This is a genomic window from Pseudomonas sp. NPDC089569 (assembly GCF_050280625.1).
In the GTDB taxonomy this organism is placed as follows: Bacteria; Pseudomonadota; Gammaproteobacteria; order Pseudomonadales; family Pseudomonadaceae; genus Aquipseudomonas.
In genome coordinates, this window is the sequence record NZ_JBNNVQ010000086.1 from 1 (window position 1) to 25,236 (window position 25,236).

The following is a 25,236-nucleotide window of genomic DNA, read 5'->3' on the forward strand; positions in this document are numbered from 1 at the left end:
ATCAGCAGGTTGCCGGCCGGGTCGTGGCTGAAGTGTTCCGCGGGCAGGTCACGGCCGTGGCGCACGCGGGTCAGGCGGTCGAGCGCGTCGTACTGATAGTGGCGCGGGCCGTGGCGACTGTCGGCCACCTGCAGGAGGTTGCCGTTGGCGCTGTAGGCATAATCGCGGCGGTACAGCGCACGCTGTGACTGGCTGACGGCATGGGCCTGCAAACGGCCCTGCTCGTCGTAGGCCATTTCGCTGAGCAGTTGGCCCTGCTGGCGCAGGCGCTCGCGGCCGCCGTCGAAACGGTGACGGGTCAGGCACGTGCCGTTGAGGGCGATGGCCGTCAGGCCGCCACCCTTGGCGCGCTGGTAGTGCAGGCGGTTGTTGTCCGGCAGGCGCAGGTGTTCGAGCTGGCCGCTGGCGTCATAGCCATAGCGCAGCGTGCCCCAGCCCTGGTGCTCGGTGATCAGGCGGTCGTGGGCGTCGTACTCGAACTCCAGCGGATGGTCCTGGCCGTCATCGACGCCGACCAGCCGGCCGAGGCGGTCGTAGCGGTAGGCGACCGCGATGCCATCGGGCAGGGTCTTGCGCAGCAGGCGCCCGGCGCTGTCGCGCTGGTAGGCCGTGATGAGTTGCGAGCCGTCATCACCAAACTCGGTTTTTTCCAGCAACCGGCCATTGAGGTCGTAGGCATAGGCCGTGCGTCGACCGTCGAAGCCGGTCTCCTGGCGGATCAGCCCCCCCGGCGTGTAGTCCAGCCGATAGGTGTCGCCGACTTCGTTCTCGATGGCGGTGAGCAGCAGCCGGGCATGGTCGTAGCGGTACTTGAGCTCACTGCCGTCGGGGTTGATGCGCCGGCTGACGAGATGCAGGTCGTCGGCGTACTCGTAGCGGGTGACGCGCTCCAGTTCATCGTGCTCGGCAGTGATCTGGCCGTAGGCGTTGTAGCTGAAATGGCGGCTGCTGCCGTCGGGCTGGGTGAGCCGCAGCAGACGGCCCAGCGCGTCCCACTGGTAGCAGGTGATGGCGCCTAATTCATCCTCGCGGGTCAGCAAGCGTCCCTGCACATCGTAGGAAAACCGCCGACGGCCGCCGCTGGGCAGGCGGTCTTCGAGCAGTTGCCCGCGGTGGTTCCAGAGCAGATGCTGGAGGCTCTGGTCCGGGTGGCGGATCAGCACCAGCCGGCCCTGTTTGTCGTATTCGTGGTAGGTGCTGTGGCCGTCGGGGTCGATCAGCCAGGTGACGTCGCCCTGGGCGTTGCGCTGATAGGTCCACTTGGCCTGGCCGCGATAACGCGCGTGCAGGAAACCGTTGCGGTATTCGTAGGAGGTTGGCTCGTCCTCGGGCGGAATCAGCGCGATCAGCCGGCCGAGGTCGTCGTAGCGGTATTCGGTGACGGCGCCGAGCGCGTCCTGCTCGGCGATCAGCCGGCCCTGGGCGTCGTAGGCCCGCTGCCGTTCGCCACCGTCGGCCTCGACCCGGCGCACCAGCCGCGCCTGCGTATCGTGAACGTAGGTTTCCTCGCTGCCGTCGGCATGCCGCAGCACCACGCTGCCGTCGTCGCCCCAGGTGTAGCGCGTGTCCATCTGCGCAAAGGAGGCCCAGTGGCGGATGCAGCGGGCGGCCTTGCCGGCCTGTTGCCATTGCCAGTAGAAACTCGCGCCGCCGGCCAGTTGCCGTTGCAGGATGACGTGCTGTTCGTCGTAGTCGTAGCGCTCGGTCTCGCCGACGGCATTGCGCGCCTCGACCAGCCGCCCGCGGGCGTCGTAGCCGTAGCTGACCAGCGTCTGCACCGTGCGCCAGGCATAGGGCCCGTCGTTGCGGGATTCGTAGCACTGGTAGTCGACGGCGATCAGCTGCCGGCCCTGATAGCGCAGGCCCAGGCTGCGCCCGGCGTGGTTGTCCAGGCGCTCGATGCGCCCGAGCAGATCGCGCTGCACGCTCAGGCGATTGCCGTAGGCGTCGCTGATTGCCGTCAGACGGCCGTCGCGAAAGTGGTGGAAGCGCGCCGCGTCGCCGGCCAGGGCGAGGATCAGTTCGTCGGGTTCATCACCCAGGTAAATCGCCGCCCGCGCCAGGCTGTTGTGGATCGCCGGGCGTGCCCGGCTCGGCAAGGGAAACGGCGTGCGGCGGTTTTCTGCATCGATCCAGGTCACCGTGTCGCCGTCGACCTCCAGGCGCTGGCTCAGCGAATGGCTCCAGCCAAACCCCAGGCCGCTGTCGATCTCGACCGCGCTGGTGCGGTACAGGCGGGTGAACTCGAACGGCAACAGGCCGTCAAGCACGCCGTCGGTGAGGGTCAGCAGTTCTTCGCCGGTGACCAGCGACACCGGGCAGCCGTGGGTGGCGGTGCGGGCGGCGGGCTCGGCGTTGTCGCCGTTGGGGTTTTTTGCCGGTTTCGGGGCGTCGTCGTGGGGTTCGTGTCGGGCCAGGCGTGTTTGTGCCTTGGTCTTGCTGCGAGCGATGGCGACTGGATTGTCCACCCGTACATCCGCCGCCCCTGCCTTGCTGATCAGCAAGGGCACCGCCGGTGCGGGCTGGAGCGGTGTGTTTCGGGCACTGACCATCAAGGGTTTGAGAGCGTTCGCATGAACGGTCAGGTCCGAGTGGCTGGTCAATTGCGCCAGACGCAGACCTGCCGCCGTCAACCAGCGTCGGGCATGTCCCGATTTGATCCTTGCCAGCACTTTTGTGCTGATGTTGAGCTTCAGTCCCGCAGGACCGGTCAAACGCACCAGCAGGAAACTGATCAGCAACTCTGTACGAATTTGCGCCACGACTTCGGCGATGTACTGCGGCGGCAACATCCGCAGCCAACTGGTGAAGGCGGCCAGATGAATGAACATCAGTGGCTCGTCGCTCAACATCAGCATGATGCTGGCGATGGCTTCTGCCGGAGTGTCCAGCAGCGCCTCAAGTTCGATCTCGGTCAGGTATTCAAGGAGTTTTGCGCTGTTGGCCCGCAGATCAGCGAACAACGCATAGACCTGCTTCACGTCATCCCACAGGCTATGCAGGACATTTCCGAATCCACGCCAGTCAGCGCGTTGCAACAGGTTATAGCGTTCGCGAAAACCAGCGCCGGAGAATGCCTCCCACTGCGCCTTGAACTCGCTGGACCACTCCTCGCGCAGCCAGCCTTCCAGTTCGCCAAGGACGCCCTGATAGGAGGCGTAGAGGGCCTTGATGTGTTCGCGGGTGACGTTGGGAAAGAAGGTGATGCGGTAGCGATTGCCGCGCCAGCAATCGGGGATTTCCAGGATGCCGCTCGGGCCGATGGTGTGGTGAACCGGCTCGCCGAACTCCGGCCCGTCCGGCCCTTCGGCAATCAGCGGTTCGAGCATGACCGGCGTGTTGCCGATCGGCACGAAGCGCGCGGTTTCGAACATGTGTACCAGCGTCAGCGGGCCGCTGGCGGGACACATGGCGACCGTTGAACTGAGCGGTGTGGTGATGTTCTTCGATGCCGTCAGGCGGACGTCGTCGCCGACCTTGAATACCTGTTCGACATCCAGTGCCGCGCCGATCCAGTAGTTCTGCGCCCAGGCGTCAAAGTCGTTGAGACAGAGACGAAAATCGCCGAGCAGTGCTTCGATGTTCGGTTGTTCCGGATTCATCGCGGCGAGCACCAACAGGCCGATGATGTTGTTCAGGACCAGCGGCTTGTCGGGGTCGAACATGGGCAGTTTTTCGCTTGGAAGAAGGGGCGCGAAACTCTGCGGGGGATCAATCGAGAAAGAAGTCGGGAAAGGAGGTGTTTGTTGTAGGGCGATTCGCTAAATCATCTACATCCATTCAGAGGCGGGCGGGATTACCGGTTGCTCGGTGCCAAATGTGCTCGCTATGCTGCTGAAACCTTTAATCCGTCGCGGTGGTGGTTGCGCCAGAACAGCCCCGGGACGTAGTTGAAAACGGATCAGATGCGATGAGTGCAGTGCTGGATGAGTTCGGTCCGATCAAGGCCGTGATTTTCGATATGGATGGCTTGCTGCTCGATACCGAGGGCATTTACACCGAAGTAACGTCCATCATCGCCGGGCGTTTCGGGCGAACATTCGACTGGAACATCAAGCAGAACATCATCGGTCGTGGTGCCGCTGACCTGGCCCGTTACGTGGTCGAGGCACTGGAGTTGCCGATGACGGCCGAGGAGTTTCTGGTGATCCGCGAGCCGCTGATGCGCGAGCGATTTCCGGCGGCTCAGGCCATGCCGGGTGCTCGGGAGCTGGTGCGGCATCTGAAGGACAACAGGATTCCCATCGCGGTGGGGACCAGTTCCTCAAGCCAGTCGTTTGCTCAGAAAACCACCTTGCACCGGGACTGGTTCGCACTGTTCGACGCGATCGTCACCGCTGACGATCCGCAAGTCGGCGCGGCCAAACCGGCACCGGATATCTTCCTGACGGCGGCGCGGCGCTTGGGTGTTGCGCCGCAGGATTGCCTGGTGTTCGAGGATTCACCCTTTGGTGTCACGGCGGCGAAAGCAGCGGGGATGACGGCCATTGCGATTCCGGATGCTGCGATGGCCGATGAAAAATACGCACATGCCGACGGTATTCTTCGTACGTTGAAGGCCTTCAATCCGCGTAGCTTTGGCTTGCCGGCGTTCGCCTGGACCTGACAATAAACAGGTGGGAGCGAGCCTGCTCGCGATGGCGATGTATCAGACAATTTCGATGTTGTCTGGTCTACGCAATCGCGAGCAGGCTCGCTCCCACATTTGATTGGCGTCGGATGTGTCAGGCGCCAAAGCCACCGTCGATGGTCAGGCTTGCACCGGTGATGTAACCCGCCTCGGGACTGGCGAGATAGGCAACGAAACTGGCGATTTCCTGGGCCTTGCCATAACGCCCCACGGCCATCAGTGGAATCAGGCTATCGGCAAAGTCACCTTCGGCCGGGTTCATGTCGGTATCGACCGGGCCGGGTTGTACGTTGTTGATGGTGATGCCTTTGGGGCCCAGATCCCGGGCCAGACCCTTGGTCAGGCCGACCAGCGCCGACTTGCTCATGGCGTATGGGCCACCACCGGCGAAGGGCATGCGGTCAGCGTTGGTGCTGCCGATATTGATGATGCGGCCGCCTTCGGTCATGTGGCGGGCGGCGGCCTGAGTGGCAATGAAGACGCTGCGCACGTTGATGGCCAGTGTCTGGTCGAAATCTTCCAACTTGAAGTCTTCCAGCGGGGCGACGGCCAGCACGCCGGCGTTATTGACCAGGATATCCAGACGACCGAAGGTTTCCACCGTCGCGGTCACGGCACTGCGGATGGCTTCGGCATCCGCGCTGTCGGCCTTGATGGCCAGGGCTTTGCCGCCCTCGGCGACAATGCTGTCTTGCAGGGCCTGGGCCTTGGCGGCGGAGCTTACATAAGTAAAGGCAACCGAAGCGCCTTCAGCGGCCAGACGTTTGACGATGGCAGCGCCAATGCCGCGGGAACCGCCTTGAATCAATGCCACTTTGCCGCTGAGGTTCTGAGTAGTCATATCGATCTCCAAAGTTCCGAGGCGAATGTCCCGGTTGATGGAGCCTAGTATCGATTGCCGGTTGCACACGGAGTAGACAGTCTTTGCGATAGTCTGTGTAAACCAAAAGTTTATAGTGATGCCTATGGAAACCTTCAGCAGTATCGAATGCTTCGTACGCAGCGCCGAAGTCGGCAGTTTTGCCGAGGCCGCGCGGCGCTTGAGCCTGACGCCGGCGGCGGTAGGTAAAAGCGTCGCCAAGCTGGAAGCGCGCCTGGGTGTGCGCCTGTTCCAGCGCAGCACCCGTAACCTGACGCTTACCGAGGCAGGCCAGTTGTTTTTGAGTGAGGTCAGCGCCAGCCTGCATACCATTCAGAATGCCGTGGCCAATCTGGCCAGCGCACAGGGGCGTCCGGCGGGGACATTGAAGGTCAGCATGGGCACGGTATTCGGGCGTCTTTACATCGTGCCGCTGCTCGGGGAGTTTCTGCGCCGCTATCCTGCCATCCATCCGGACTGGCATTTCGACAACCGCCAAGTCGACCTGATCGGTCAGGGTTTCGACGCCGCGATTGGCGGTGGTTTCGAACTGCCCCAGGGCGTGGTTGCGCGCAGACTGACCCCGGCCCATCGCGTGCTGGTGGCTTCTGCCGACTATCTCGCCAGCCGTGGAGCCATCGTCGAACCCGACGACCTCAAACAACACGACGGCATCCTGATTCGCTCGCCGCAGACCGGTCGCGTGCGTTCCTGGCAGTTGACCCGTCGCGATCGACAACACAGTCCGCTGGTCTTGAAAGCGCAAATGACCATGAGCGATTCGGAGGCAGCCTGCGCCACGGCGGTACAGGGCCTGGGAATTGCACTGGTGAGCATGCCGTTTGCCGTGGGGTATCTGGAGGCGGGAACATTGCAGCGGGTGCTGCCGGACTGGTACGTCGATGATGGCAATATCTCGATCTACTACGCCGAGCACAAATTGTTGCCGGGCAAGACCCGGGCGTTCGTCGACTACATCATCGAGCAATTTGCCGCGCAGGAATTGGGGCAGAGGTTCAGTGCGGTTTGAGACGGGTTTGATACCGAGGTGTGACCATCGCGGGCAAGCCCGCTCCCACAGTTTTTGTGTCGTACCGGGGAAGTGCGAACGACACGGAAGCTGTGGGAGCGAGCCTGCTCGCGATGAACGATAACGCGGTCTAGCGGGCAAACCGCTCTGCCCAGCCAATGATGCGTTTCGTCCTCGGCGTCGCGTAGGTGCGCACTTTGGAGGTCGACAACCCCAGGCGCACCAGGGATTCGGCAATGGTTACTGCCGCCGTGACGCCATCGACCACCGGTACGCCGGTGCGTTGGCGAATCTGCTCATCCAGCCCGGCCATTCCGCCGCAACCCAGGCAAATCACTTCGGCCTTGTCCTGGGTCACCGCCAGTTCAGCCTGATGCACGATGGCTTCCAATGCCCGTTGAGGTTCGTGTTCCAGTTCCAGGACCGCCAATCCGCTGGCCCGTACCGATGCACAGCGATCCCACAAGCCGGACAGCTTGAGGCGATCTTCGATCAGCGGCACGGTGCGGTCCAGTGTGGTGACCACCGAGTAAGCGTGCCCCAGGAACATGGCCGTGCTGGCCGCCGCGTCAGTGATGTCCACCACTGGCACGTTGAGCAGCTCTTGCAGGCCTTCGCGGCCATGTTCGCCGTAACCGGCCTGGATCACCGCATCGAAAGGCTGGTCGTAAGACATCACCCGGTCCATCACTGCAATGGCCGCCAGATAGCTTTCGAAGTTGCCTTCGACAGAGTCGGCGCCGAAGTGGGGCGTCAGGCCGACGATTTCGGTACCGGGAGCCGCCACGGCCTGGGCCGAGCGTGCGATGGCCTGGGTGATGGATTCGGTGGTGTTGACGTTGACCACGAGAATTCGCATGGGAAGTCCTTGATTCGCAGGGGCGCGGCCCGACACGGGCGGGCCGCGCCGGGTTTAATGGCTGACGTTGTCGACGGCGATGGATTCACCGCTGACATCGGCGTAATAGGGTTGGCGTTTGGCGATGATCAGGTACAGCATTCCGGCAATCCCGGCGCCGATCAGCCAGGAGAATGGCGAGACCAGGTGGAAACCGGGCACCAGCGCCAGGACGATGGCGATCAAGGCTGCGGGAATGAACGCCGCCAATGCGCGCAGATTGACGCCATGGCTGTAGTAATAAGCGCCGTTCGGGTCTTCGCTGTACAACTGCGGCACGTTGACCTGACCTTTTCGTACAAGCCAGTAGTCGACCATGATCACGCCATACAGCGGTCCGAGCAGGGCGCCCAGGCCCGAGAGGAAGTACACGATCACCAGCGGGCTGTTGTAGAGGTTCCAGGGCAGGATCAGCACGGCGATGGTTGCGCTGATCAACCCTGCGCGACGGAATGTCAGGTACCTGGGGGCCAGGTTGCTGAGCACGAAGGCGGGTGCGACAAAATTGGCCATGATGTTGACGGCCACTGTGACGATCAGAAACGCCAGGCAACCGAGTACCAGAAAGAAGGTGTTGGGAATCGAAGCGATGATTTGTGTCGGGCTTTCGATGATCTGGCCATTGATCTGAAATTGCGCGCCGCACAGCAGGACAGTGATGGTGGCGAACACCAGAATGTTCACCGGCAGGCCCCAGAAATTTCCGATCCTGATGGTTTTGCGGCTCGGTGAAGAACGCGCGAAATCACAAAAATTCAGGATCAGGGTGCCATAGATCGCCAACCACAATGCGCCGCCGGCAAAAATATTGCGCCACATCTCGCCACCGGTCAGCGGCTCGCGGATCGACCAGGCGATGGTGGCGTTGGCCTGAAAGTACATCCAGGTGGCGAGGGCGGCGACGGTCAGCAGAATCACCGGCCCGGCGAACGCTTCGTAGCGCCGTACCATCTCCATGCCATAGGCGAGGATCGCCAATTGCACGAACCAGATCGCCACAAAACACACCCAGCCAAGTGTCGACAACCCGAGAATGGAATCGTGGTCATAGTCGGCGAAAGCGGGGTGGATGGCCGTCAGCAAGACACGAAATACCACCGAAGCCAGGTAGGTCTGAATCCCGAACCAGGCGATGGCGATCACGGCACGGATCAAGGCCGGAATTTGCGCGCCATGAATCCCGAAACTGATTCGGCTGATGACCGGAAACGGCACGCCGGTCTTCTGGCCCATGTAGCCGGACAGGTTCATGAAGCCATACACCAGTGCCGCGCCGATTCCCAGTGACAGCAGAATCTGCCAGCCGCCCAGGCCCAAGGCATACAAGCCGATGGCGAAGGAGTAGTTGGCGATGTTGTGAACGTCGTTGGTCCACAGGGCAAAGATGCTGTACTGGCCCCAGCGCCGCCCCTCAGCCTTGGTAGGGGCCAGGTCCTTGTTGTGCAGTCGGGGGCTGAGTACGACAGGGGGTTGAAGGGGGGGATCGAAAGCGGGGTGGGTGGAAGGAGGGGCGGGTAGATCCAGCGCAACGTTGTTATTGGAGAGACTTGTACGCATTCCGGCAGGCTCCTGATGCTCGACCGGCGATGACTGTGCATGAGCGTTGGCTCGGCAATCTTCGTCGCAGGTGGCGAATATCATTGGTTACGGGGCATCTGCAGCCTGTACGGGATAGGGCGCTTCAGGCTTGCGGATCTAAAGTGTCTGTATGTTTTGATTTTATTGTATACAAAACATGTATGCACTTAAGCGAGATCCATGCCATCGGAGGGATCTATGAAAGGCGCTGCTCATTTCGTTTGGTTATGGCGTTTCGCCAAGTCACTGAAAAATAGGAAATATAAATTGACCGCTTGAACAGGTATTTATTTTTCAGGCGGTTTTCGAGCAGGCGCTGAAGGCGGGCTCAGGCGAGGAAATGTAACTTTTGGGGGCGTACAAACAAAAAGTGCACACATAAATGGCACCTATGGTGACATTTGTGTGTACACATTTTCGATGAGGCCTGTAGGAGCGAGCATGCTCGCGATGGTCGTCAACGATGACGAGGAAAACCTGACGCCCCGCGGTGTTCTGGCGCTTATCGCGAGCTTGCTCGCTCCTACAGAAGCCGGGGTATCAGGACTTACTGATGATGTTCCCGGCATGTAGCCCGCATTCTTTCTGCGTGGCTTCTTCCCACCACCAGCGGCCTTCGCGTTCGTGCTGGTTCGGCAGCACCGGGCGAGTGCAGGGCTCGCAACCGATGCTGATGAAGCCGCGTTCGTGCAGGCTGTTGTACGGCAGTTCCAGCATGCGGATGTAACCCCAGATTTCTTCGCTGGTCATCTGCGCCAACGGGTTGAACTTGTACAGGGTGCGCTCCGGCGTGGAGAACGCGGTGTCGATTTCCATCACCGCGACGGCGCTGCGGGTGCCGGGGCTCTGGTCGCGACGCTGGCCGGTGGCCCAGGCCTTGACGCCGGAAAGCTTGCGGCGCAGCGGCTCGATCTTGCGGATGCCGCAGCATTCGCCATGACCGTCCTTGTAGAAACTGAACAGGCCTTTTTCCTTCACGAACGGTTCGAGTTTCGTGTAGTCCGGCGACACCAGTTCAATGTCGATCTTGTAGTGCTCGCGCACCTGATCGATGAAACGGTAGGTCTCGGGATGCAAGCGGCCGGTGTCCAGGCTGAATACCTTGACGTTCTTGTTCAGCTTCCAGGCCATGTCTACCAGCACCACATCCTCGGCGCCGCTGAAAGATATCCACAGGTCTTCGCCGAACTCGGCGAAGGCGAGCTTCAGGATGTCTTGTGCGGATTTGTTGGCATAGGTCGTGGCGAGTTCCACGACGTCGAACGTTGGGCTCATCAGGGCGGCTTCCTATAGGTCGGTGGCGCTGGGCGCTCTATATGGGGCCGATGGTAACAAAAAGCTGTGCCGACCGGGGCGTCCTCTGCGTTGCGCCGTAGGGGTGGAGTCGATAGAGTTCGGGCTCGCTCGACTCAATAAACAATACAAAGGGGAGTGTCTCGTGGAAATTGCCTGTCTGGATCTTGAAGGTGTGCTGGTTCCGGAAATCTGGATCGCATTTGCCGAAAAAACCGGGATCGAATCCCTCAGGGCCACCACTCGGGACATTCCCGACTACGACGTGCTGATGAAGCAGCGCCTGCGGATTCTCGACGAACATGGGTTGAAACTCGCCGATATCCAGGAAGTGATCGCCACGCTCAAGCCACTGGACGGTGCGGCCGAATTCGTCGATTGGCTGCGCGAGCGTTTTCAGGTGGTGATTCTGTCGGACACCTTCTACGAGTTTTCCCAGCCGTTGATGCGCCAGCTGGGTTTCCCGACCTTGCTCTGCCATCGCCTGATTACCGACGAGACCGGGCGGGTGACGGGCTATCAGCTGCGTCAGAAAGATCCCAAGCGCCAGTCGGTATTGGCGTTCAAGAGCCTCTACTATCGCGTGATTGCCGCCGGGGATTCCTACAACGACACCACCATGCTGGGTGAGGCGGATGCGGGGATCCTGTTCCATGCACCGGATAACGTGATCCGCGAGTTCCCGCAGTTCCCGGCGGTGCACAGCTTTGACGCGCTGAAGCAGGAATTCATCAAGGCGTCCAACCGTACCTTGAGCCTGTAGTCGTCTGTTCTGGCGCTTTCGCGGGCAAGCCTCGCTCCTACAGGCGTTAACCTGTAGGAGCGAGGCTTGCCCGCGAAGCATTTAGAGGTTTTGCAGGGTATCGAGCAGCACCTTCACCTTGGTGATCGATTCCTGATATTCGGCCTGCCACTCGGAATCGGCGACGATCCCGCCGCCGCCCCAGCAACACACCTGTCCATCCTTGACCAGCAAACTGCGAATGGCGATGGAGCTGTCCATTTCGCCGCGCACGTCCAGATACAGCAATGAACCGCAATACAAACCCCGTCGAGTCGGCTCCAGCTCGTCGATGATCTGCATCGACCGGATCTTCGGGGCGCCGGTGATCGAGCCGCCGGGAAAACTGCCGGCGATCAGGTCCAGTGCGTCGCGATCATCCGCCAGTTCGCCGCTCACGCTGCTGACCAGGTGGTGAACGTTGGGGTAGCTTTCCAGGCTGAACAATTCCGGGACCCGGACCGTGCCTGTGCGACAAGTGCGGCCAAGGTCATTGCGCAGCAGGTCGACAATCATCAGGTTCTCTGCGCGATCCTTCGGGCTGGCCAGCAACTCGGCGGCGTTCGCCGCATCTTCGGTAGGTGTCAGTCCGCGCGGACGTGTGCCCTTGATCGGGCGGGTTTCCACGTGGCGCTGGCTGACTTTGACGAAACGTTCCGGTGACAGACTCAGCACCGCACCACCGTCAGGCAGGCGTAGAAAGCCGGAGAACGGTGTCGGGCACGCCTGTCGCAGCGCGCCATACGCCGTCCAGGGGTCCCCCTGGCAAGGCGCGCGGAAACGCTGGGCGAAGTTGACCTGATAGCAGTCACCGGCCTGGATGTACTGCTCAATGCGTTCGATTGCATGGCGATACTGATCCGCGTCCAGGTCGGCTTTCATGGGCGCTTGCAATTTGAAGGACTCAAGCGCTTCGCCGGCCGGCTGGCTGAACAGCTGGATCAGGCGCTCGCGCTCGCTGTCGGCCAGCGTCGGGTGAAACACCAGTTGGCTGGTGGCCTGCTGGTGATCGCTGATCAGCGCCCAGTCGTACAGGCCGAAACGCGCATCCGGCAATTGCAGGTCATCCAGGGCCTGGCTGGGCAGGCTTTCCAGATGACGGCCGAAGTCGTAGCTCAAGTAGCCGATCAGACCACCGGCGAACGGCAGGTCACGTTCAACACTCGCATGCCCGAGTCGTGTCAGGTTGTCACGAAGGCGTTGCAGAAAGTGCTCGCCGCTTTCATCGGGCGCGACTGTCAGTTGCTCCAGTGGCCAGGCGCTGAGCAGGTCAAAACGCCCGCGCTCGGCGCTGGGGCGACCGCTGTCGAGCAGCACGGCGCCGGGGGCATGACAAATGGCCGCGAAATACTCGGCGGGGTTTGTGCGATAGGGCAGCGGGTGTACGGAACAGGTCGGCATGGGCGGGGTAGATCAGCCATCGAGGCGGGGGGGCGATTGTAGTCCCCTCCGGGAATTGCTCCTAGAGGGATGTCGGGGATTGGCAGATTGAGATCCTTGGTGACGGTCAGTTGATCGTTCCCACGCTCTGCGTGGGAATGCCTCAATGGACGCTCTGCGTCCGCTTTTGGGACGCGGAGCGTCCCGAGCTGCATTCCCACGCGGAGCGTGGGAACGATCATCACATCCTGTAGGAGCGAGGCTTGCCCGCGAACCGGACTTCGCCGGCAAGCCTGGCTCCTACGGCGAACGAAGCGAATCGGTGCCGGCTCAGCCCTCGACCGGGGGAATGTGCCCGAACATTTCCTGCACGAACGCCACGCGCTCTTCGACGGTTTCCGTCACGCCACGCGCTTTGAGTTCTTCCATTCGCGCCTCGACCGCATGGGCGCGGTGGGTCAGGCCGCAATCGTTGGCGATCTGAATGTTCAGGCCAGGACGTGCATTGAGTTCAAGGATCAGCGGGCCTTTTTCCTGGTCGAGCACCATGTCGACACCGATGTAACCCAGCCCGCATAGCTCGTAGCAACCGGCGGCGAGTTTCATGAAGCCGTCCCAGTAGGGCAGTTGCACGCCGTCCACCGCGTTGGTGGTGTCCGGGTGTTTGTTGATGATTCTGTTCAGCCAGGTGCCGCGCAGGGTCAGGCCGGTGGCCAGGTCGACGCCGACGCCTATGGCGCCCTGGTGCAGGTTGGCCTTGCCGTTGGACTGGCGGGTCGGCAAGCGCAGCATGGCCATGACCGGGTAGCCCAGCAAGACAATGATGCGAATGTCCGGCACGCCTTCATAGCTGATGCTCTTGAAGATCTGGTCGGGAATCACGCGGTATTCGATCAAGGCGCGGTCGCGGTGTCCGCCCAGGGAGTAAAGGCCGGTCAGGATGCTGGAAATCTGATGCTCGATTTCCTCATGGCTGATGAGCCTGCCGGACACCGAGCGATATTGGCCTTCGAACCGGTCGGCAATCACCAGGATGCCATCACCGCCGGCACCTTGTGCCGGTTTGATCACGAAGTCACTGCGCCCGCCGATGATCTCTTCGAGGTTGTCGATTTCCTTCTCGGTGGAGATCACGCCATACATCTCTGGCACGTGGATGCCGGCGGCGATGGCGCGTTCCTTGGTGATGATCTTGTCATCGACGATCGGATACAGGCTGCGCTTGTTGTACTTGAGCACGTAATCGGCGTTGCGCCGATTGATCCCCATGATGCCCCGGGCTTCCAGGGCCTTCCAGGTTTTCCAGAAGCCGAACATCAGGCTTCAGCCTTCTTCAGGAAGGCCTTGAAACGCACCAGTTCGGTCAGGCGATAGCCGCGATAACGCCCCATGGCCAGCATGAAGCCCACCAGAATGAGCAGGATCGCGGGGAAGGTGAACACGAAGTACACCAGCTCCGGCACGGTCATGATCAGGTGCGCCAGGGACGCGGCGAACAGTGTGCCGATGGCGACTTTCATCGCATGGCCGGCGCCGCGCTCTTCCCAGGTGATCGACAGGCGTTCGATGGTCATGGTCAGGATGACCATCGGGAACAATGCGACCGACAACCCACGCTCAAGGCCCAGTTTATGGCTGAACAGACTGATGGCTGCGATCAGAACCACCACGAACGTCAACACCACGGACAGCCTCGGCAACATTTGCAGCTTCAAGTGTTCGAGGTAGGAGCGCAGTGACAGCCCCAGGGCGGTGATGATCGTGAACAGCACGATGCCGAAGCCCAGCTGGGTTTCGCGGAAGGCCAGGGCAATCAGCACCGGCGTAAAGGTGCCCAGGGTCTGGATGCCGATCAGGTTGCGCAGGATCAGAATTACCAGCACTCCGATCGGGATCATCACCATGATCATGAAGGTTTGCTGGGTTTGCAGCGGCAAACCGTACAGCGAGTAGGAGAGGAAATTGGCGTCGGTATTTTCGTCGGTCAGCTTGGCCAGGCGAATGGCGTTCATTTCGCTGTTGTTCATGCTGAAAGTGACGGTGGCTTTCTTGCCGCCATCGACGGTGATCAGGTTTTCATCACCGGTCCACCACAGCAGGCGGTCGGTGGGCAGGCCCTGTTCACCGGTCTCCGGATTGAAGTACAGCCAGTCGGTGCCGTTGAAACTGCGCAACCAGAGTTCCGGGGTTTGCGGTTGATCGGCCACCAGGCGAATGGTGTGGACCTTTTCCACCGGTACGTGGGCAATGGACAGCACCAGTTCGACGATCCTGGCCTTCTGCACGGTGGACGGATCGCCGGCCAGCAGCAGTTTCACGTTGTCGTCGTTGACATTGTTGACACGTTTGATCGTCTCGCCGATGAAGGTCTCGACATCGGCCGAATGCTGGCGGATGGGTGCGAGCAAGGCTTCTGCGGCCAGTTTTTCCGGGCCTTCGATGGCAATGCTGTCACGGAACGTGGGGCCTTTGACCTTTGCTTTTTCCGCGGTGTAGCGCTTGGTCAGCACCAGGCGGTAGTAAAGGGTCTGGTTGCCCTTGGCTCGACGTGCCGACCAGGTGACCTTGCGGTTGCCGTCGACCCGGTTCACGGCCACGCCGTAGTTATTGGAAATAAAGCTTTCGTTGAGGCTGACGTAGTCGCGGCTCAACGGCGGCACGAACATCTGGATCTTGACCGGGTCTTTGGCGTTGGCGACGAACTCGACCTTGGCGTCGATGTTCCACAAGTCGTCGGTGGCGTCCTCGGTCACGGGAATGCCCAGCACGAAAATCTGATAGGCCGTGACTGAAATGCCCACCACCACCAGGATGGCGATCAGCATTTTCAGATGAAGGGTAAGAGAGCGCATTGAAATTACTCTGCGGAATGAGCGTCAGTGGTGCAGGCAGGTTTGCCGGCAGCATATTTAAGACTGGGGTCGACCAGCGCATCGAAGCGTTTGAGCGCTTCGGAGCCGATCAGGAGCGGAAACTGGAAGGCGCTACGGTCGGTCAGGTTGACTTCGATGGTGCGCAAGGCCGAGCCCATGCAGATATCCAGTTCGATCACCGGACGGGCAGTGTACTTCTTGCCTTCCTCCGGGTCGTAGTCGCCGGCCCGGCGCTTGATCTTGCTGACACGGGCCAGCGGTCGTTCGATCGGGTGCGAGTGAGCCGCATCGATGGCCAGATAGAAGCGCACCCAGGATTCACCATTGCGTTTGAAACGTTTGATGTCGCGGGCGCTCAACGAAGCCGTTTTCGCCCCGGTATCGAGTTTGGCGGCCACTTCCAGGTCGATGCCGCCCAGCGAGGCATATTCATTGAGGCCGTACACGGTCTTTTCCCCCGCCACTGCCAGGCTCGGCAGGCAAAGAAAGCAAAGGTATGCAGGGAAGGGCTTGAGTCTCATAAATCCTGGTGCGCAGCGGTCTGTACTTCGATTCAAGACCCTGGCATTGCTGCGCAAGCTCCTTCGTAGGCCTATCAGCAATTTGTGACAGGCAGTGCAGATGTGACAACAAATGCGGGCGGCATTCTATCACGGTGGTTTTATGGCGCCAGCGCTGACGGACCACCGCCAATAGACAGGCTGTTTCGTTATGGTGCAGCCGGTTATTAGACGATTGTCGACAATTTCTTTTTTTCCTTTGACTGGTTCCGCTGTTTTCGTTAGCTTTTGCGGCACTGACTTTAAAGGTGTCGACAATATGTTGAGCCAACCCGATCAACCGCTCACTGCCCAGGACGATTCGGAAACGCTTTCCGAGAATGTCTTCCGGCGCATTCAGGCGGCCATCGTCAAGGGTGATATCGCGCCTGGCAGCAAAATCTCCGAGCCGGAGCTGGCCCGCACCTATGGCATCAGCCGCGGACCGCTGCGCGAGGCCATCCACCGCCTGGAGGGCCAGCGCCTGCTGGTGCGTGTGCCGCATGTCGGGGCCCGCGTGGTGTCGCTCAACCATGCCGAACTGCTGGAGCTCTACGAAATCCGCGAGTCCCTCGAGGGCATGGCCTGTCGTCTGGCGGCCGAGCGCATGACCGTCGAAGAAATCGATGAGCTGCGCCAGGTCCTGGAAACCCACGAGCGCGATGAGGCGTTTCAGGCCGGTCGGGGCTATTACCAGCAGGAAGGCGATTTCGATTTCCACTACCGGATCATTCAGGGCAGCGGCAACCGTACCCTGACGCAGATGCTTTGTGGCGAGCTGTATCAACTGGTGCGCATGTACCGCATCCAGTTTTCCACCACGCCCAATCGCCCGCACCAGGCTTTTGCCGAGCACCACCGAATTCTCGATGCCATCGCCGACCGTGACGGTGAATTGGCCGAGTTGTTGATGCGCCGTCACATCGGCGCATCCAAACGCAACATTGCCCGTCACTATCAGGACGGAGCCAATCCGACAGCCACTGAACGAGGTGAGTCATGAGTTCCAACAAGAGCACTCCAGGCCAGCGTTTCCGCGATGCGGTCGCCAGCGAGCATCCATTGCAAGTGGTTGGTGCGATCAACGCCAACCATGCCCTGCTGGCCAAGCGTGCCGGTTTCAAGGCGATCTACCTCTCCGGTGGCGGTGTGGCGGCCGGTTCCCTCGGCATCCCGGATCTGGGCATCACCGGTCTGGATGACGTGCTGACCGACGTGCGCCGTATCACCGACGTCTGCGACCTGCCGCTGTTGGTGGACGTGGACACCGGTTTCGGTTCCTCGGCGTTCAACGTTGCCCGCACCGTGAAGTCGATGATCAAGTTCGGCGCAGCGGCGATCCACATCGAAGACCAGGTCGGCGCCAAGCGTTGCGGTCACCGTCCTAATAAAGAAATCGTCTCGCAGCAGGAAATGGTCGATCGCATCAAGGCCGCCGTCGATGCCCGTACCGATGACAGCTTCGTGATCATGGCCCGTACCGACGCCCTGGCGGTAGAAGGCCTGGAGTCCGCCCTGGACCGCGCTGCCGCGTGCATCGAGGCCGGCGCCGACATGGTGTTCCCGGAAGCCATCACCGAACTGGACATGTACAAGCTGTTCGCCAATCGCGTGAAAGCGCCGATCCTGGCCAACATCACCGAATTCGGCGCGACGCCGCTGTACACCACCGAACAGCTCGCTGGCGCCGATGTGTCGCTGGTGCTGTACCCGCTGTCGGCGTTCCGCGCCATGAACAAGGCGGCGGAAAACGTCTACACCGCCATCCGTCGCGACGGCACGCAGCAGAACGTCATCGACACCATGCAGACTCGCATGGAGCTTTACGATCGCATCGACTATCACACCTTCGAGCAGAAGCTCGATGCGTTGTTTGCCCAAAAGAAAGGTTGAACCAAACCCTGTAGGAGCGAGCACGCTCGCGATGGACGTCAACGATAACGCGGGATGCCTGATACCCCGCGGTGCAGCGTCCACCCTCGCGAGCATGCTCGCTCCTACAGGGGCGAAAAATCTCTGACAAATTCAAGAAGACTGGAGACAGCAATGGCCGAAGCAAAAGTACTCAGTGGCGCCGGGCTCCGTGGCCAGGTTGCCGGACAAACCGCACTGTCCACCGTGGGCCAGTCGGGCGCGGGGCTGACCTACCGCGGCTATGACGTTCGCGAATTGGCGGCAGACGCCCAATTCGAAGAAGTCGCTTACCTGCTGCTGTACGGCGAACTGCCAAGCAAAGCGCAACTGGCGGCCTACATCGGCAAGCTGAGCAAGCTGCGCGACCTGCCGCAAGCGCTGAAGGAAGTGCTGGAGCGCATCCCTGCCGATGCTCACCCGATGGACGTGATGCGCACCGGTTGCTCGTTCCTGGGCAACCTCGAGCCGGAGAACGACTTCTCCGAGCAGCGCGACAAGACCGACCGCCTGCTGGCGGCGTTCCCGGCGATCATGACCTACTGGTATCGCTTCAGCCACGAAGGCAAACGCATCGACTGCGTGAGCGACGAGCCGTCCATCGGTGGCCACTTCCTGCACCTGCTGCATGGCAAGAAGCCAAGCGAATTGCACGTCAAGGTGATGAACGTCTCGCTGATCCTCTACGCCGAGCACGAGTTCAACGCCTCGACCTTCACCGCGCGGGTCTGTGCCTCGACCCTGTCCGACCTGTTCTCCTGCGTCACCGCAGCCATCGGTTCGCTGCGCGGCCCGTTGCACGGCGGCGCCAACGAAGCGGCGATGGAAATGATCGAGCGTTTCTCGTCGCCGGAAGAGGCGATCAAGGGCACCCTCGGCATGCTGGAGCGCAAGGACAAGATCATGGGCTTCGGCCACGCGATCTATAAGGACAGCGATCCGCGCAACGAGGTGATCAAGGGTTGGTCGAAGAAACTGGCTGACGAAGTGGGCGACAAGGTGTTGTTCCCGGTTTCCGAAGCCATCGACAAGACCATGTGGGAGCAGAAGAAACTGTTCCCGAACGCCGATTTCTACCATGCCTCGGCGTACCACTTCATGGGTATCCCGACCAAGTTGTTCACACCGATTTTCGTCTGCTCGCGCCTGACCGGCTGGGCCGCCCACGTGTACGAACAACGCGCCAACAACCGCATCATTCGCCCGAGCGCCGAGTACACAGGCGTCGAACAGCGCAAGTTCGTGCCAATCGAACAACGCTGACCGGTTGGGGCTGTTGCCCCTGTAGGAGCGAGCAAGCTCGCGATGGACGTCAACGATAACGCGGGGGACCCGATGCCCGCGGTGTGGCGTCCACCCTCGCGAGCATGCTCGCTCCTACAGGGGATGGTGTCGATTTCAGAACACGCCTGGCCCCACCTTTTGTAATTACCGTGACCGAGTCCTGACCGATGAACACTGAATTCCGCAAATCGCTGCCTGGCAGCACACTGGATTACTTCGACGTCCGCGCGGCGGTCGAGGCCATTGCGCCAGGCGCCTACGACACCCTGCCGTACACCTCCCGCGTGCTGGCGGAAAACCTTGTGCGTCGCTGCGACCCGGCCACGCTCACCGAATCCCTGAAGCAATTTATCGAGCGCAAGCGCGACCTCGATTTTCCGTGGTTCCCGGCGCGCGTGGTGTGCCACGACATCCTCGGCCAGACCGCGCTGGTGGACCTCGCCGGCCTGCGTGACGCCATCGCCAGTCAGGGCGGTGATCCTGCGCAAGTGAACCCGGTGGTGCCGACGCAACTGATCGTCGACCACTCCCTGGCCGTCGAGCGTGGCGGCTTCGATCCCGAGGCGTTCGAGAAGAACCGCGCCATCGAGGATCGCCGCAACGAAGACCGTTTCCACTTCATCAACTGGACCAAAAAGGCGTTCAAGAACGTCGACGTGATCCCGCCCGGCAACGGCATCATGCACCAGATCAACCTGGAGAAAATGTCTCCGGTGATCCAGGTCCGTGACGGTGTGGCGTTCCCTGATACCTGCGTCGGCACCGACAGCCACACCCCTCACGTCGATGCCCTGGGCGTGATCGCCATCGGTGTCGGTGGCCTGGAAGCCGAGAGCGTGATGCTTGGTCGCGCCTCCTGGATGCGTCTGCCGGAAAGCGTCGGTGTCGAACTCACCGGCAAGCTGCAACCGGGTATCACTGCCACCGATATGGTGCTGGCATTGACCGAATTCCTGCGCAAGCAAAAAGTGGTCGGTGCCTGGCTGGAGTTCTTCGGCGAAGGCGCTTCCGCGCTGACCCTGGGTGACCGTGCGACCATTTCCAACATGGCCCCTGAATACGGCGCCACCGCGGCGATGTTCTACATCGACCAGCAGACCATCGACTACCTCAAGCTCACCGGTCGCGACGACGAGCAGGTACAACTGGTCGAGAACTATGCCAAGCAGATCGGCCTGTGGGCCGACAGCCTCAAAGGCGCGCAATACGAGCGTGGCCTGACCTTCGACCTGTCCTCGGTCGTGCGCAACATGGCCGGCCCGAGCAACCCGCACGCCCGCGTAGCGGTGTCGGACCTGGCGGCCAAGGGCATTGCCGGCCAGTGGCAGGACGTCCCGGGCCAGATGCCCGACGGCGCAGTGATCATCGCAGCCATCACCAGCTGCACCAACACCAGTAACCCGCGCAATGTGATCGCCGCCGGCCTGCTGGCGCGTAACGCCAACAAGCTCGGCCTGACCCGCAAGCCGTGGGTCAAGTCGTCCCTGGCGCCGGGCTCGAAAACCGTGGCGCTGTACCTCGACGAAGCCGGGTTGACCGACGAGTTGGAGCAACTGGGTTTCGGCGTCGTCGCGTTCGCCTGCACCACGTGCAACGGCATGTCCGGTGCGCTGGACCCGGTGATCCAGCAGGAGATCATCGACCGTGACTTGTATGCCACGGCGGTGCTGTCGGGTAACCGTAACTTCGACGGCCGTATTCACCCGTATGCCAAGCAGGCGTTCCTCGCTTCGCCGCCACTGGTGGTCGCCTATGCCATTGCTGGCACCATCCGTTTCGACATCGAGAAAGATGTGTTGGGTGTGGTCGACGGCAAGGAAATTCGCCTGAAGGACATCTGGCCGAGCGACGAAGAAGTCGATGCGGTGGTCAAGGCATCCGTGAAGCCGGAGCAGTTCCGTCAGGTGTACATTCCGATGTTCGCCATTCACGAGGACAACGGTCCGAAAGTCGCGCCACTGTATGAATGGCGCGAGATGAGCACCTACATCCGTCGTCCGCCGTACTGGGAAGGCGCGCTGGCCGGGGCGCGTGCGCTCAAGGGCATGCGCCCGCTGGCGGTACTGCCGGACAACATCACCACTGACCATCTGTCGCCATCGAACGCGATCATGATGGACAGCGCCGCCGGCGAATACCTGGCGAAAATGGGCCTGCCGGAAGAGGACTTCAACTCTTACGCAACCCACCGCGGTGACCACCTGACCGCGCAGCGCGCGACCTTTGCCAACCCGAAACTGTTCAACGAAATGGTTCAGGAAAACGGCAAGGTCAAGCAGGGCTCGCTGGCCCGTGTCGAGCCGGAAGGCAAAGTGATGCGCATGTGGGAAGCGATTGAAACCTACATGGATCGCAAGCAGCCGCTGATCATCATCGCCGGTGCCGACTACGGTCAGGGTTCGTCCCGCGACTGGGCGGCCAAGGGCGTGCGCCTGGCCGGGGTGGAAGCGATCGCCGCCGAAGGTTTCGAACGCATCCACCGCACCAACCTGGTGGGCATGGGCGTATTGCCGCTGGAGTTCAAGCCGGGCACCAACCGTCACACACTGGCCATCGACGGCAGCGAAACCTACGACGTGATCGGTGATCGCACGCCGCGTGCCGAACTGACGCTGGTGATCCACCGCAAGAATGGCGAACGCGTCGACGTGCCGGTGACCTGCCGCCTCGACACCGCCGAAGAAGTGTCGATCTACGAGGCCGGCGGCGTGTTGCAGCGCTTCGCCCAGGACTTCCTCGAAGAATCGGCGGTTGCCGTCTAACACAAGCTGCACCGACACGGGACTTAGCGTCCCGTGTCTGTTTATAGAAGGAGTAACGAGCACCATGGCTCACGCAGCTACGTTTCCAAAGCAAATAAGGATACCCGCCACCTACATGCGCGGCGGCACCAGCAAAGGCGTGTTCTTCAGTCTGAAGGATCTGCCCGAAGCGGCCCAGGTTCCTGGCCCGGCGCGCGACGCTTTGCTGCTGCGCGTGATCGGCAGCCCCGACCCGTACGACAAACAGATCGACGGCATGGGCGGCGCGACCTCCAGCACCAGCAAGACCGTGATCCTGTCCAAAAGCATCAAGGCCGATCACGATGTCGATTACCTGTTCGGTCAGGTCTCCATCGACAAGCCTTTCGTCGATTGGAGCGGTAACTGCGGCAACCTCTCGGCGGCGGTGGGCTCGTTCGCCGTCAGCAATGGCCTGGTGGATGCCAGTCGCATCCCGCACAACGGTGTCGCGGTGGTTCGTGTGTGGCAGGCCAATATCGGCAAGACCATCATTGCCCACGTGCCGATCACCAACGGTGAAGTGCAGGAAACCGGCGACTTCGAACTCGATGGCGTGACCTTTCCGGCTGCCGAAGTGCAACTTGAGTTCCTCGACCCTGCGGCAGAGGAAGAGGGCGCGGGCGGTTCGATGTTCCCCACCGGCAACCTGATCGACGATCTGGAAGTGCCGGGCGTCGGGACGTTCAAGGCCACCATGATCAATGCGGGTATCCCGACGATTTTCGTCAATGCTGAAGACATCGGCTACAAGGGCACCGAATTGCAGAGCGCGATCAACAGCGATCCGAAAGCTCTGCAGATGTTCGAAACCATCCGTGCTTATGGCGCGTTGCGCATGGGCCTGATCGCCAATGTCGACGAAGCCGCCAAACGCCAGCACACGCCGAAAGTGGCATTCGTCGCCAAACCGGCAGACTACGTGGCATCCAGCGGCAAGGCGATTGCGGCGGGGGATGTCGATCTGCTGGTACGCGCGTTGTCGATGGGCAAGCTGCACCACGCGATGATGGGCACGGCCGCAGTGGCCATCGGCACGGCGGCTGCGATTTCCGGCACCCTGGTGAACCTCGCGGCCGGCGGTGTCGAGCGCAACGCGGTGCGTTTCGGCCATCCGTCCGGCACCTTGCGCGTGGGCGCCGAAGCCAGTCAGGTCGATGGCGAGTGGACCGTGAACAAGGCCATCATGAGCCGTAGTGCGCGGGTGTTGATGGAAGGCTACGTTCGCGTGCCGGGCGACTCGTTCTAACTCTGACGCTGAGCCCATGTGGGAGCGAGCCCGCTCGCGATGACGGACTGACATTCAACATCAATGTCGCCAGTTACATAGCTATCGCGAGCAGGCTCGCTCCCACAGGTAACTGTATTTTGATAACAAGAATCGTCATTGACTGAGATTGCCCTGAACCGAGGTCCCATCAACGAAACACCGGATGAGTGAATCGAACATGAGCGCCAACGTTGATCTGAACAATCGCCCGGACTATGACCAGGTTCTGCAGGACATTGCCGATTACGTCCTCAATTTCAAGATTGAGTCCGAAGAGGCGCTGAATACAGCGCGCAACTGCTTGATCGACACCTTGGGCTGCGGCCTGCTGGCGCTGCGTTTTCCCGAATGCATCAAGCACCTGGGGCCGCTGGTCGAAGGCACCGTCGTACCCTGCGGCGCTCGCGTGCCCGGCACCTCCTTTCGGCTGGACCCGGTCAAGGCTGCGTGGGATATCGGCTGCATCGTGCGCTGGCTCGATTACAACGACACCTGGCTTGCCGCCGAGTGGGGGCATCCGTCGGACAACCTTGGCGGCATACTCGCGGTAGCCGACCACCTGTCGCAAAAACACCTGGCCAATGGCGATACGCCGCTGACCATCAGGGCAGTGCTCGAAGCCATGATCATGGCCCACGAGATACAAGGCGTGATCGCCCTGGAAAACTCGTTCAACCGCGTGGGCCTCGACCACGTCATTCTGGTGAAGGTCGCCTCGACCGCCGTCACTGCCAGACTGATGGGCGCCAATCGCGAGCAATTGCTGTCGGCGCTGTCTCATGCCTTCGCTGACGGGCAGGCATTGCGTACCTACCGTCATGCACCGAATGCCGGCTCACGCAAATCCTGGGCGGCGGGCGATGCCTCCAGCCGTGGCGTGCGCCTGGCGGATATTGCGATGCGCGGTGAAATGGGTATTCCCGGTGTACTGAGCGCCAGACAGTGGGGTTTCTATGACGTGTTGTTCAGTCATACCAACCAAGATCTGGCGCTCAAACCCGCAGAAAGACGCGTTTTCAGCCTCTCGCGGCCCTACGGCTGTTATGTGATGGAAAACGTGCTGTTCAAAATCAGTTTTCCCGCCGAGTTCCACGCGCAGACCGCTTGCGAAGCGGCGGTCATCCTGCACCCGCAGGTGCGTGATCGCCTGCACGACATAGACCGGATCGTCATCACCACCCATGAATCGGCGATCCGTATCATTTCCAAGGTCGGCCCGCTGGCCAATGCCGCCGACCGCGATCATTGCATCCAGTACATGACCGCGGTGCCGCTGGCCTTTGGCAATCTGGTGGCCGAGCACTACGAAGACGATTTCCACAAGGCGCATCCGATCATCGATGAGTTGCGCGACAAAATGATCATCGTTGAAGAACCGCGCTACACCCGGGAGTACCTGGAGGCTGACAAACGCTCCATCGCCAATGCGGTACAGGTATTTTTCAAGGACGGGTCCAGCACCGGGAACGTGGAAGTGGAGTACCCGATTGGACATCGGCGGCGCCGGGCCGAAGGCATTCCATTGCTGGAGGACAAGTTCAGGGCGAACCTGCTGACACGATTCACCAGTCAGCGTAGCGAGGCGATCTTTGCCTTGTGCAAGGATCAGGCGCGGCTTGAGGCCACGCCGGTAAACCGGTTTATGGATTTGTTTGTTGTCTAGAGGACCGGGTTATCGTTGTTCGCGGGCAAGCCTCGCTCCTACGGAATCGGTATTTATCCGTAGGCGTGAGGCTCGCCCGCGAAGGCGCCGCAGGATTATTTGAAGCGCCGCTCCACGCCTTTCTCCACAAGGATTTTCGCGGAGATTTCTTCCACGGAAAAATGTGTGGAGTTGATGTGCGGGATGTTTTCGCGACGGAACAGGTTTTCCACTTCGCGCACTTCGAATTCGCACTGGGCGTAACTCGAATAGCGGCTGTTGGGTTTGCGCTCGTTGCGGATCGCGGTCAGACGGTCCGGGTCGATGGTCAGGCCGAACAGCTTGTGCTGGTGGGCGCGCAGCGCGTTTGGCAGTTGCAGGCGCTCCATGTCGACCTGGGCACCTTCAACGGCGCCAGTTGCGATCCACAGTTGGCTTCGCAGCTGGAAGCGATCTGTGCCGGGCACCCGAACTACAGCCATGTGCTG

At 61.1% G+C, this 25,236-nt stretch carries 19 protein-coding genes; 9 read left to right on the plus strand and 10 right to left on the minus strand.

Annotation, left to right across the window (positions count from 1 at the left end):
* On the minus strand, positions 1-3,665 hold a 3,665-nt coding region (locus ACQKP2_RS24690), incomplete at its 3' end, for a DUF6531 domain-containing protein (RefSeq protein ID WP_427580259.1).
* A 245-nt stretch (positions 3,666-3,910) separates the two neighbouring features.
* Here ACQKP2_RS24690 and ACQKP2_RS24695 point away from each other — a divergent pair.
* Positions 3,911-4,606, plus strand: coding sequence for an HAD-IA family hydrolase (locus ACQKP2_RS24695; protein WP_427580261.1), 696 nt, complete (start codon positions 3,911-3,913; stop codon positions 4,604-4,606).
* A 118-nt stretch (positions 4,607-4,724) separates the two neighbouring features.
* Here ACQKP2_RS24695 and ACQKP2_RS24700 read toward each other — a convergent pair whose 3' ends face one another.
* Entirely contained in the window at positions 4,725-5,471 is a 747-nt protein-coding gene (locus ACQKP2_RS24700) for a 3-oxoacyl-ACP reductase family protein (protein WP_427580263.1), read from the minus strand.
* A 124-nt stretch (positions 5,472-5,595) separates the two neighbouring features.
* On the opposite strand from ACQKP2_RS24700, the gene ACQKP2_RS24705 reads away from it, so the two are divergent.
* The gene (locus ACQKP2_RS24705) at positions 5,596-6,519 is read left to right on the plus strand and encodes a LysR substrate-binding domain-containing protein (RefSeq protein WP_427580290.1); all 924 of its coding nucleotides are present in this window, start codon (positions 5,596-5,598) and stop codon (positions 6,517-6,519) included.
* A gap of 130 nt (positions 6,520-6,649) precedes the next feature.
* Here ACQKP2_RS24705 and ACQKP2_RS24710 read toward each other — a convergent pair whose 3' ends face one another.
* The 3 genes from ACQKP2_RS24710 to ACQKP2_RS24720 form a co-directional block, all read right to left on the minus strand.
* A complete protein-coding gene (locus ACQKP2_RS24710; RefSeq protein ID WP_427580265.1) occupies positions 6,650-7,378 on the minus strand; it encodes an aspartate/glutamate racemase family protein in 729 nt (242 codons plus the stop codon).
* Positions 7,379-7,432: 54 nt separating this feature from the next.
* Entirely contained in the window at positions 7,433-8,974 is a 1,542-nt protein-coding gene (locus ACQKP2_RS24715) for an NCS1 family nucleobase:cation symporter-1 (protein WP_427580267.1), read from the minus strand.
* 561 nt (positions 8,975-9,535) lie between these two features.
* Positions 9,536-10,270: a phosphoadenylyl-sulfate reductase gene (locus tag ACQKP2_RS24720; RefSeq protein WP_427580269.1), complete on the minus strand. Its 735-nt coding sequence runs from the start codon at positions 10,268-10,270 to the stop codon at positions 9,536-9,538.
* Between the two features lie 163 nt (positions 10,271-10,433).
* On the opposite strand from ACQKP2_RS24720, the gene thrH reads away from it, so the two are divergent.
* Positions 10,434-11,051: a bifunctional phosphoserine phosphatase/homoserine phosphotransferase ThrH gene (gene thrH, locus ACQKP2_RS24725; protein ID WP_427580271.1), complete on the plus strand. Its 618-nt coding sequence runs from the start codon at positions 10,434-10,436 to the stop codon at positions 11,049-11,051.
* An 81-nt stretch (positions 11,052-11,132) separates the two neighbouring features.
* Here thrH and pabB read toward each other — a convergent pair whose 3' ends face one another.
* From pabB to ACQKP2_RS24745, 4 genes are all read right to left on the minus strand, one after another.
* On the minus strand, positions 11,133-12,470 hold the full coding sequence (pabB, locus tag ACQKP2_RS24730) for an aminodeoxychorismate synthase component I (RefSeq protein ID WP_427580273.1): 1,338 nt from the start codon (positions 12,468-12,470) through the stop codon (positions 11,133-11,135).
* A 309-nt stretch (positions 12,471-12,779) separates the two neighbouring features.
* The gene (locus ACQKP2_RS24735; RefSeq protein ID WP_427580275.1) at positions 12,780-13,766 is read right to left on the minus strand and encodes an alpha-L-glutamate ligase-like protein; all 987 of its coding nucleotides are present in this window, start codon (positions 13,764-13,766) and stop codon (positions 12,780-12,782) included.
* Positions 13,766-15,301, minus strand: coding sequence for an inactive transglutaminase family protein (locus ACQKP2_RS24740; RefSeq protein WP_427580277.1), 1,536 nt, complete (start codon positions 15,299-15,301; stop codon positions 13,766-13,768). Before ACQKP2_RS24740 ends, ACQKP2_RS24735 begins: the two co-directional genes overlap by 1 nt.
* A gap of 5 nt (positions 15,302-15,306) precedes the next feature.
* Positions 15,307-15,843: an ATP-dependent zinc protease family protein gene (locus ACQKP2_RS24745; protein WP_427580278.1), complete on the minus strand. Its 537-nt coding sequence runs from the start codon at positions 15,841-15,843 to the stop codon at positions 15,307-15,309.
* 298 nt (positions 15,844-16,141) lie between these two features.
* Between ACQKP2_RS24745 and ACQKP2_RS24750 the strand changes: the two genes are divergently transcribed.
* The 6 genes from ACQKP2_RS24750 (at position 16,142) to prpD (ending at position 24,769) form a co-directional block, all read left to right on the plus strand.
* Positions 16,142-16,864: a GntR family transcriptional regulator gene (locus tag ACQKP2_RS24750; protein WP_427580280.1), complete on the plus strand. Its 723-nt coding sequence runs from the start codon at positions 16,142-16,144 to the stop codon at positions 16,862-16,864.
* Complete coding sequence (gene prpB, locus ACQKP2_RS24755) at positions 16,861-17,754, plus strand: methylisocitrate lyase (RefSeq protein WP_427580282.1); 894 nt, start codon at positions 16,861-16,863, stop codon at positions 17,752-17,754. Before ACQKP2_RS24750 ends, prpB begins: the two co-directional genes overlap by 4 nt.
* Positions 17,755-17,907: 153 nt before the next feature.
* Positions 17,908-19,035, plus strand: a complete 1,128-nt coding sequence (gene prpC / locus ACQKP2_RS24760; protein WP_427580284.1) for a bifunctional 2-methylcitrate synthase/citrate synthase — start codon at positions 17,908-17,910, stop codon at positions 19,033-19,035.
* A 188-nt stretch (positions 19,036-19,223) separates the two neighbouring features.
* On the plus strand, positions 19,224-21,818 hold the full coding sequence (gene acnD / locus ACQKP2_RS24765; protein ID WP_427580286.1) for a Fe/S-dependent 2-methylisocitrate dehydratase AcnD: 2,595 nt from the start codon (positions 19,224-19,226) through the stop codon (positions 21,816-21,818).
* Positions 21,819-21,882: 64 nt separating this feature from the next.
* On the plus strand, positions 21,883-23,085 hold the full coding sequence (prpF, locus tag ACQKP2_RS24770) for a 2-methylaconitate cis-trans isomerase PrpF (RefSeq protein WP_427580288.1): 1,203 nt from the start codon (positions 21,883-21,885) through the stop codon (positions 23,083-23,085).
* A 199-nt stretch (positions 23,086-23,284) separates the two neighbouring features.
* Positions 23,285-24,769, plus strand: coding sequence for a 2-methylcitrate dehydratase (gene prpD, locus ACQKP2_RS24775; RefSeq protein ID WP_427580292.1), 1,485 nt, complete (start codon positions 23,285-23,287; stop codon positions 24,767-24,769).
* Between the two features lie 95 nt (positions 24,770-24,864).
* Here the strand turns inward: prpD and ACQKP2_RS24780 are convergent.
* A partial coding sequence (locus tag ACQKP2_RS24780) for a kinase/pyrophosphorylase (protein ID WP_427580289.1) occupies positions 24,865-25,236 on the minus strand: 372 nt, incomplete at its 5' end.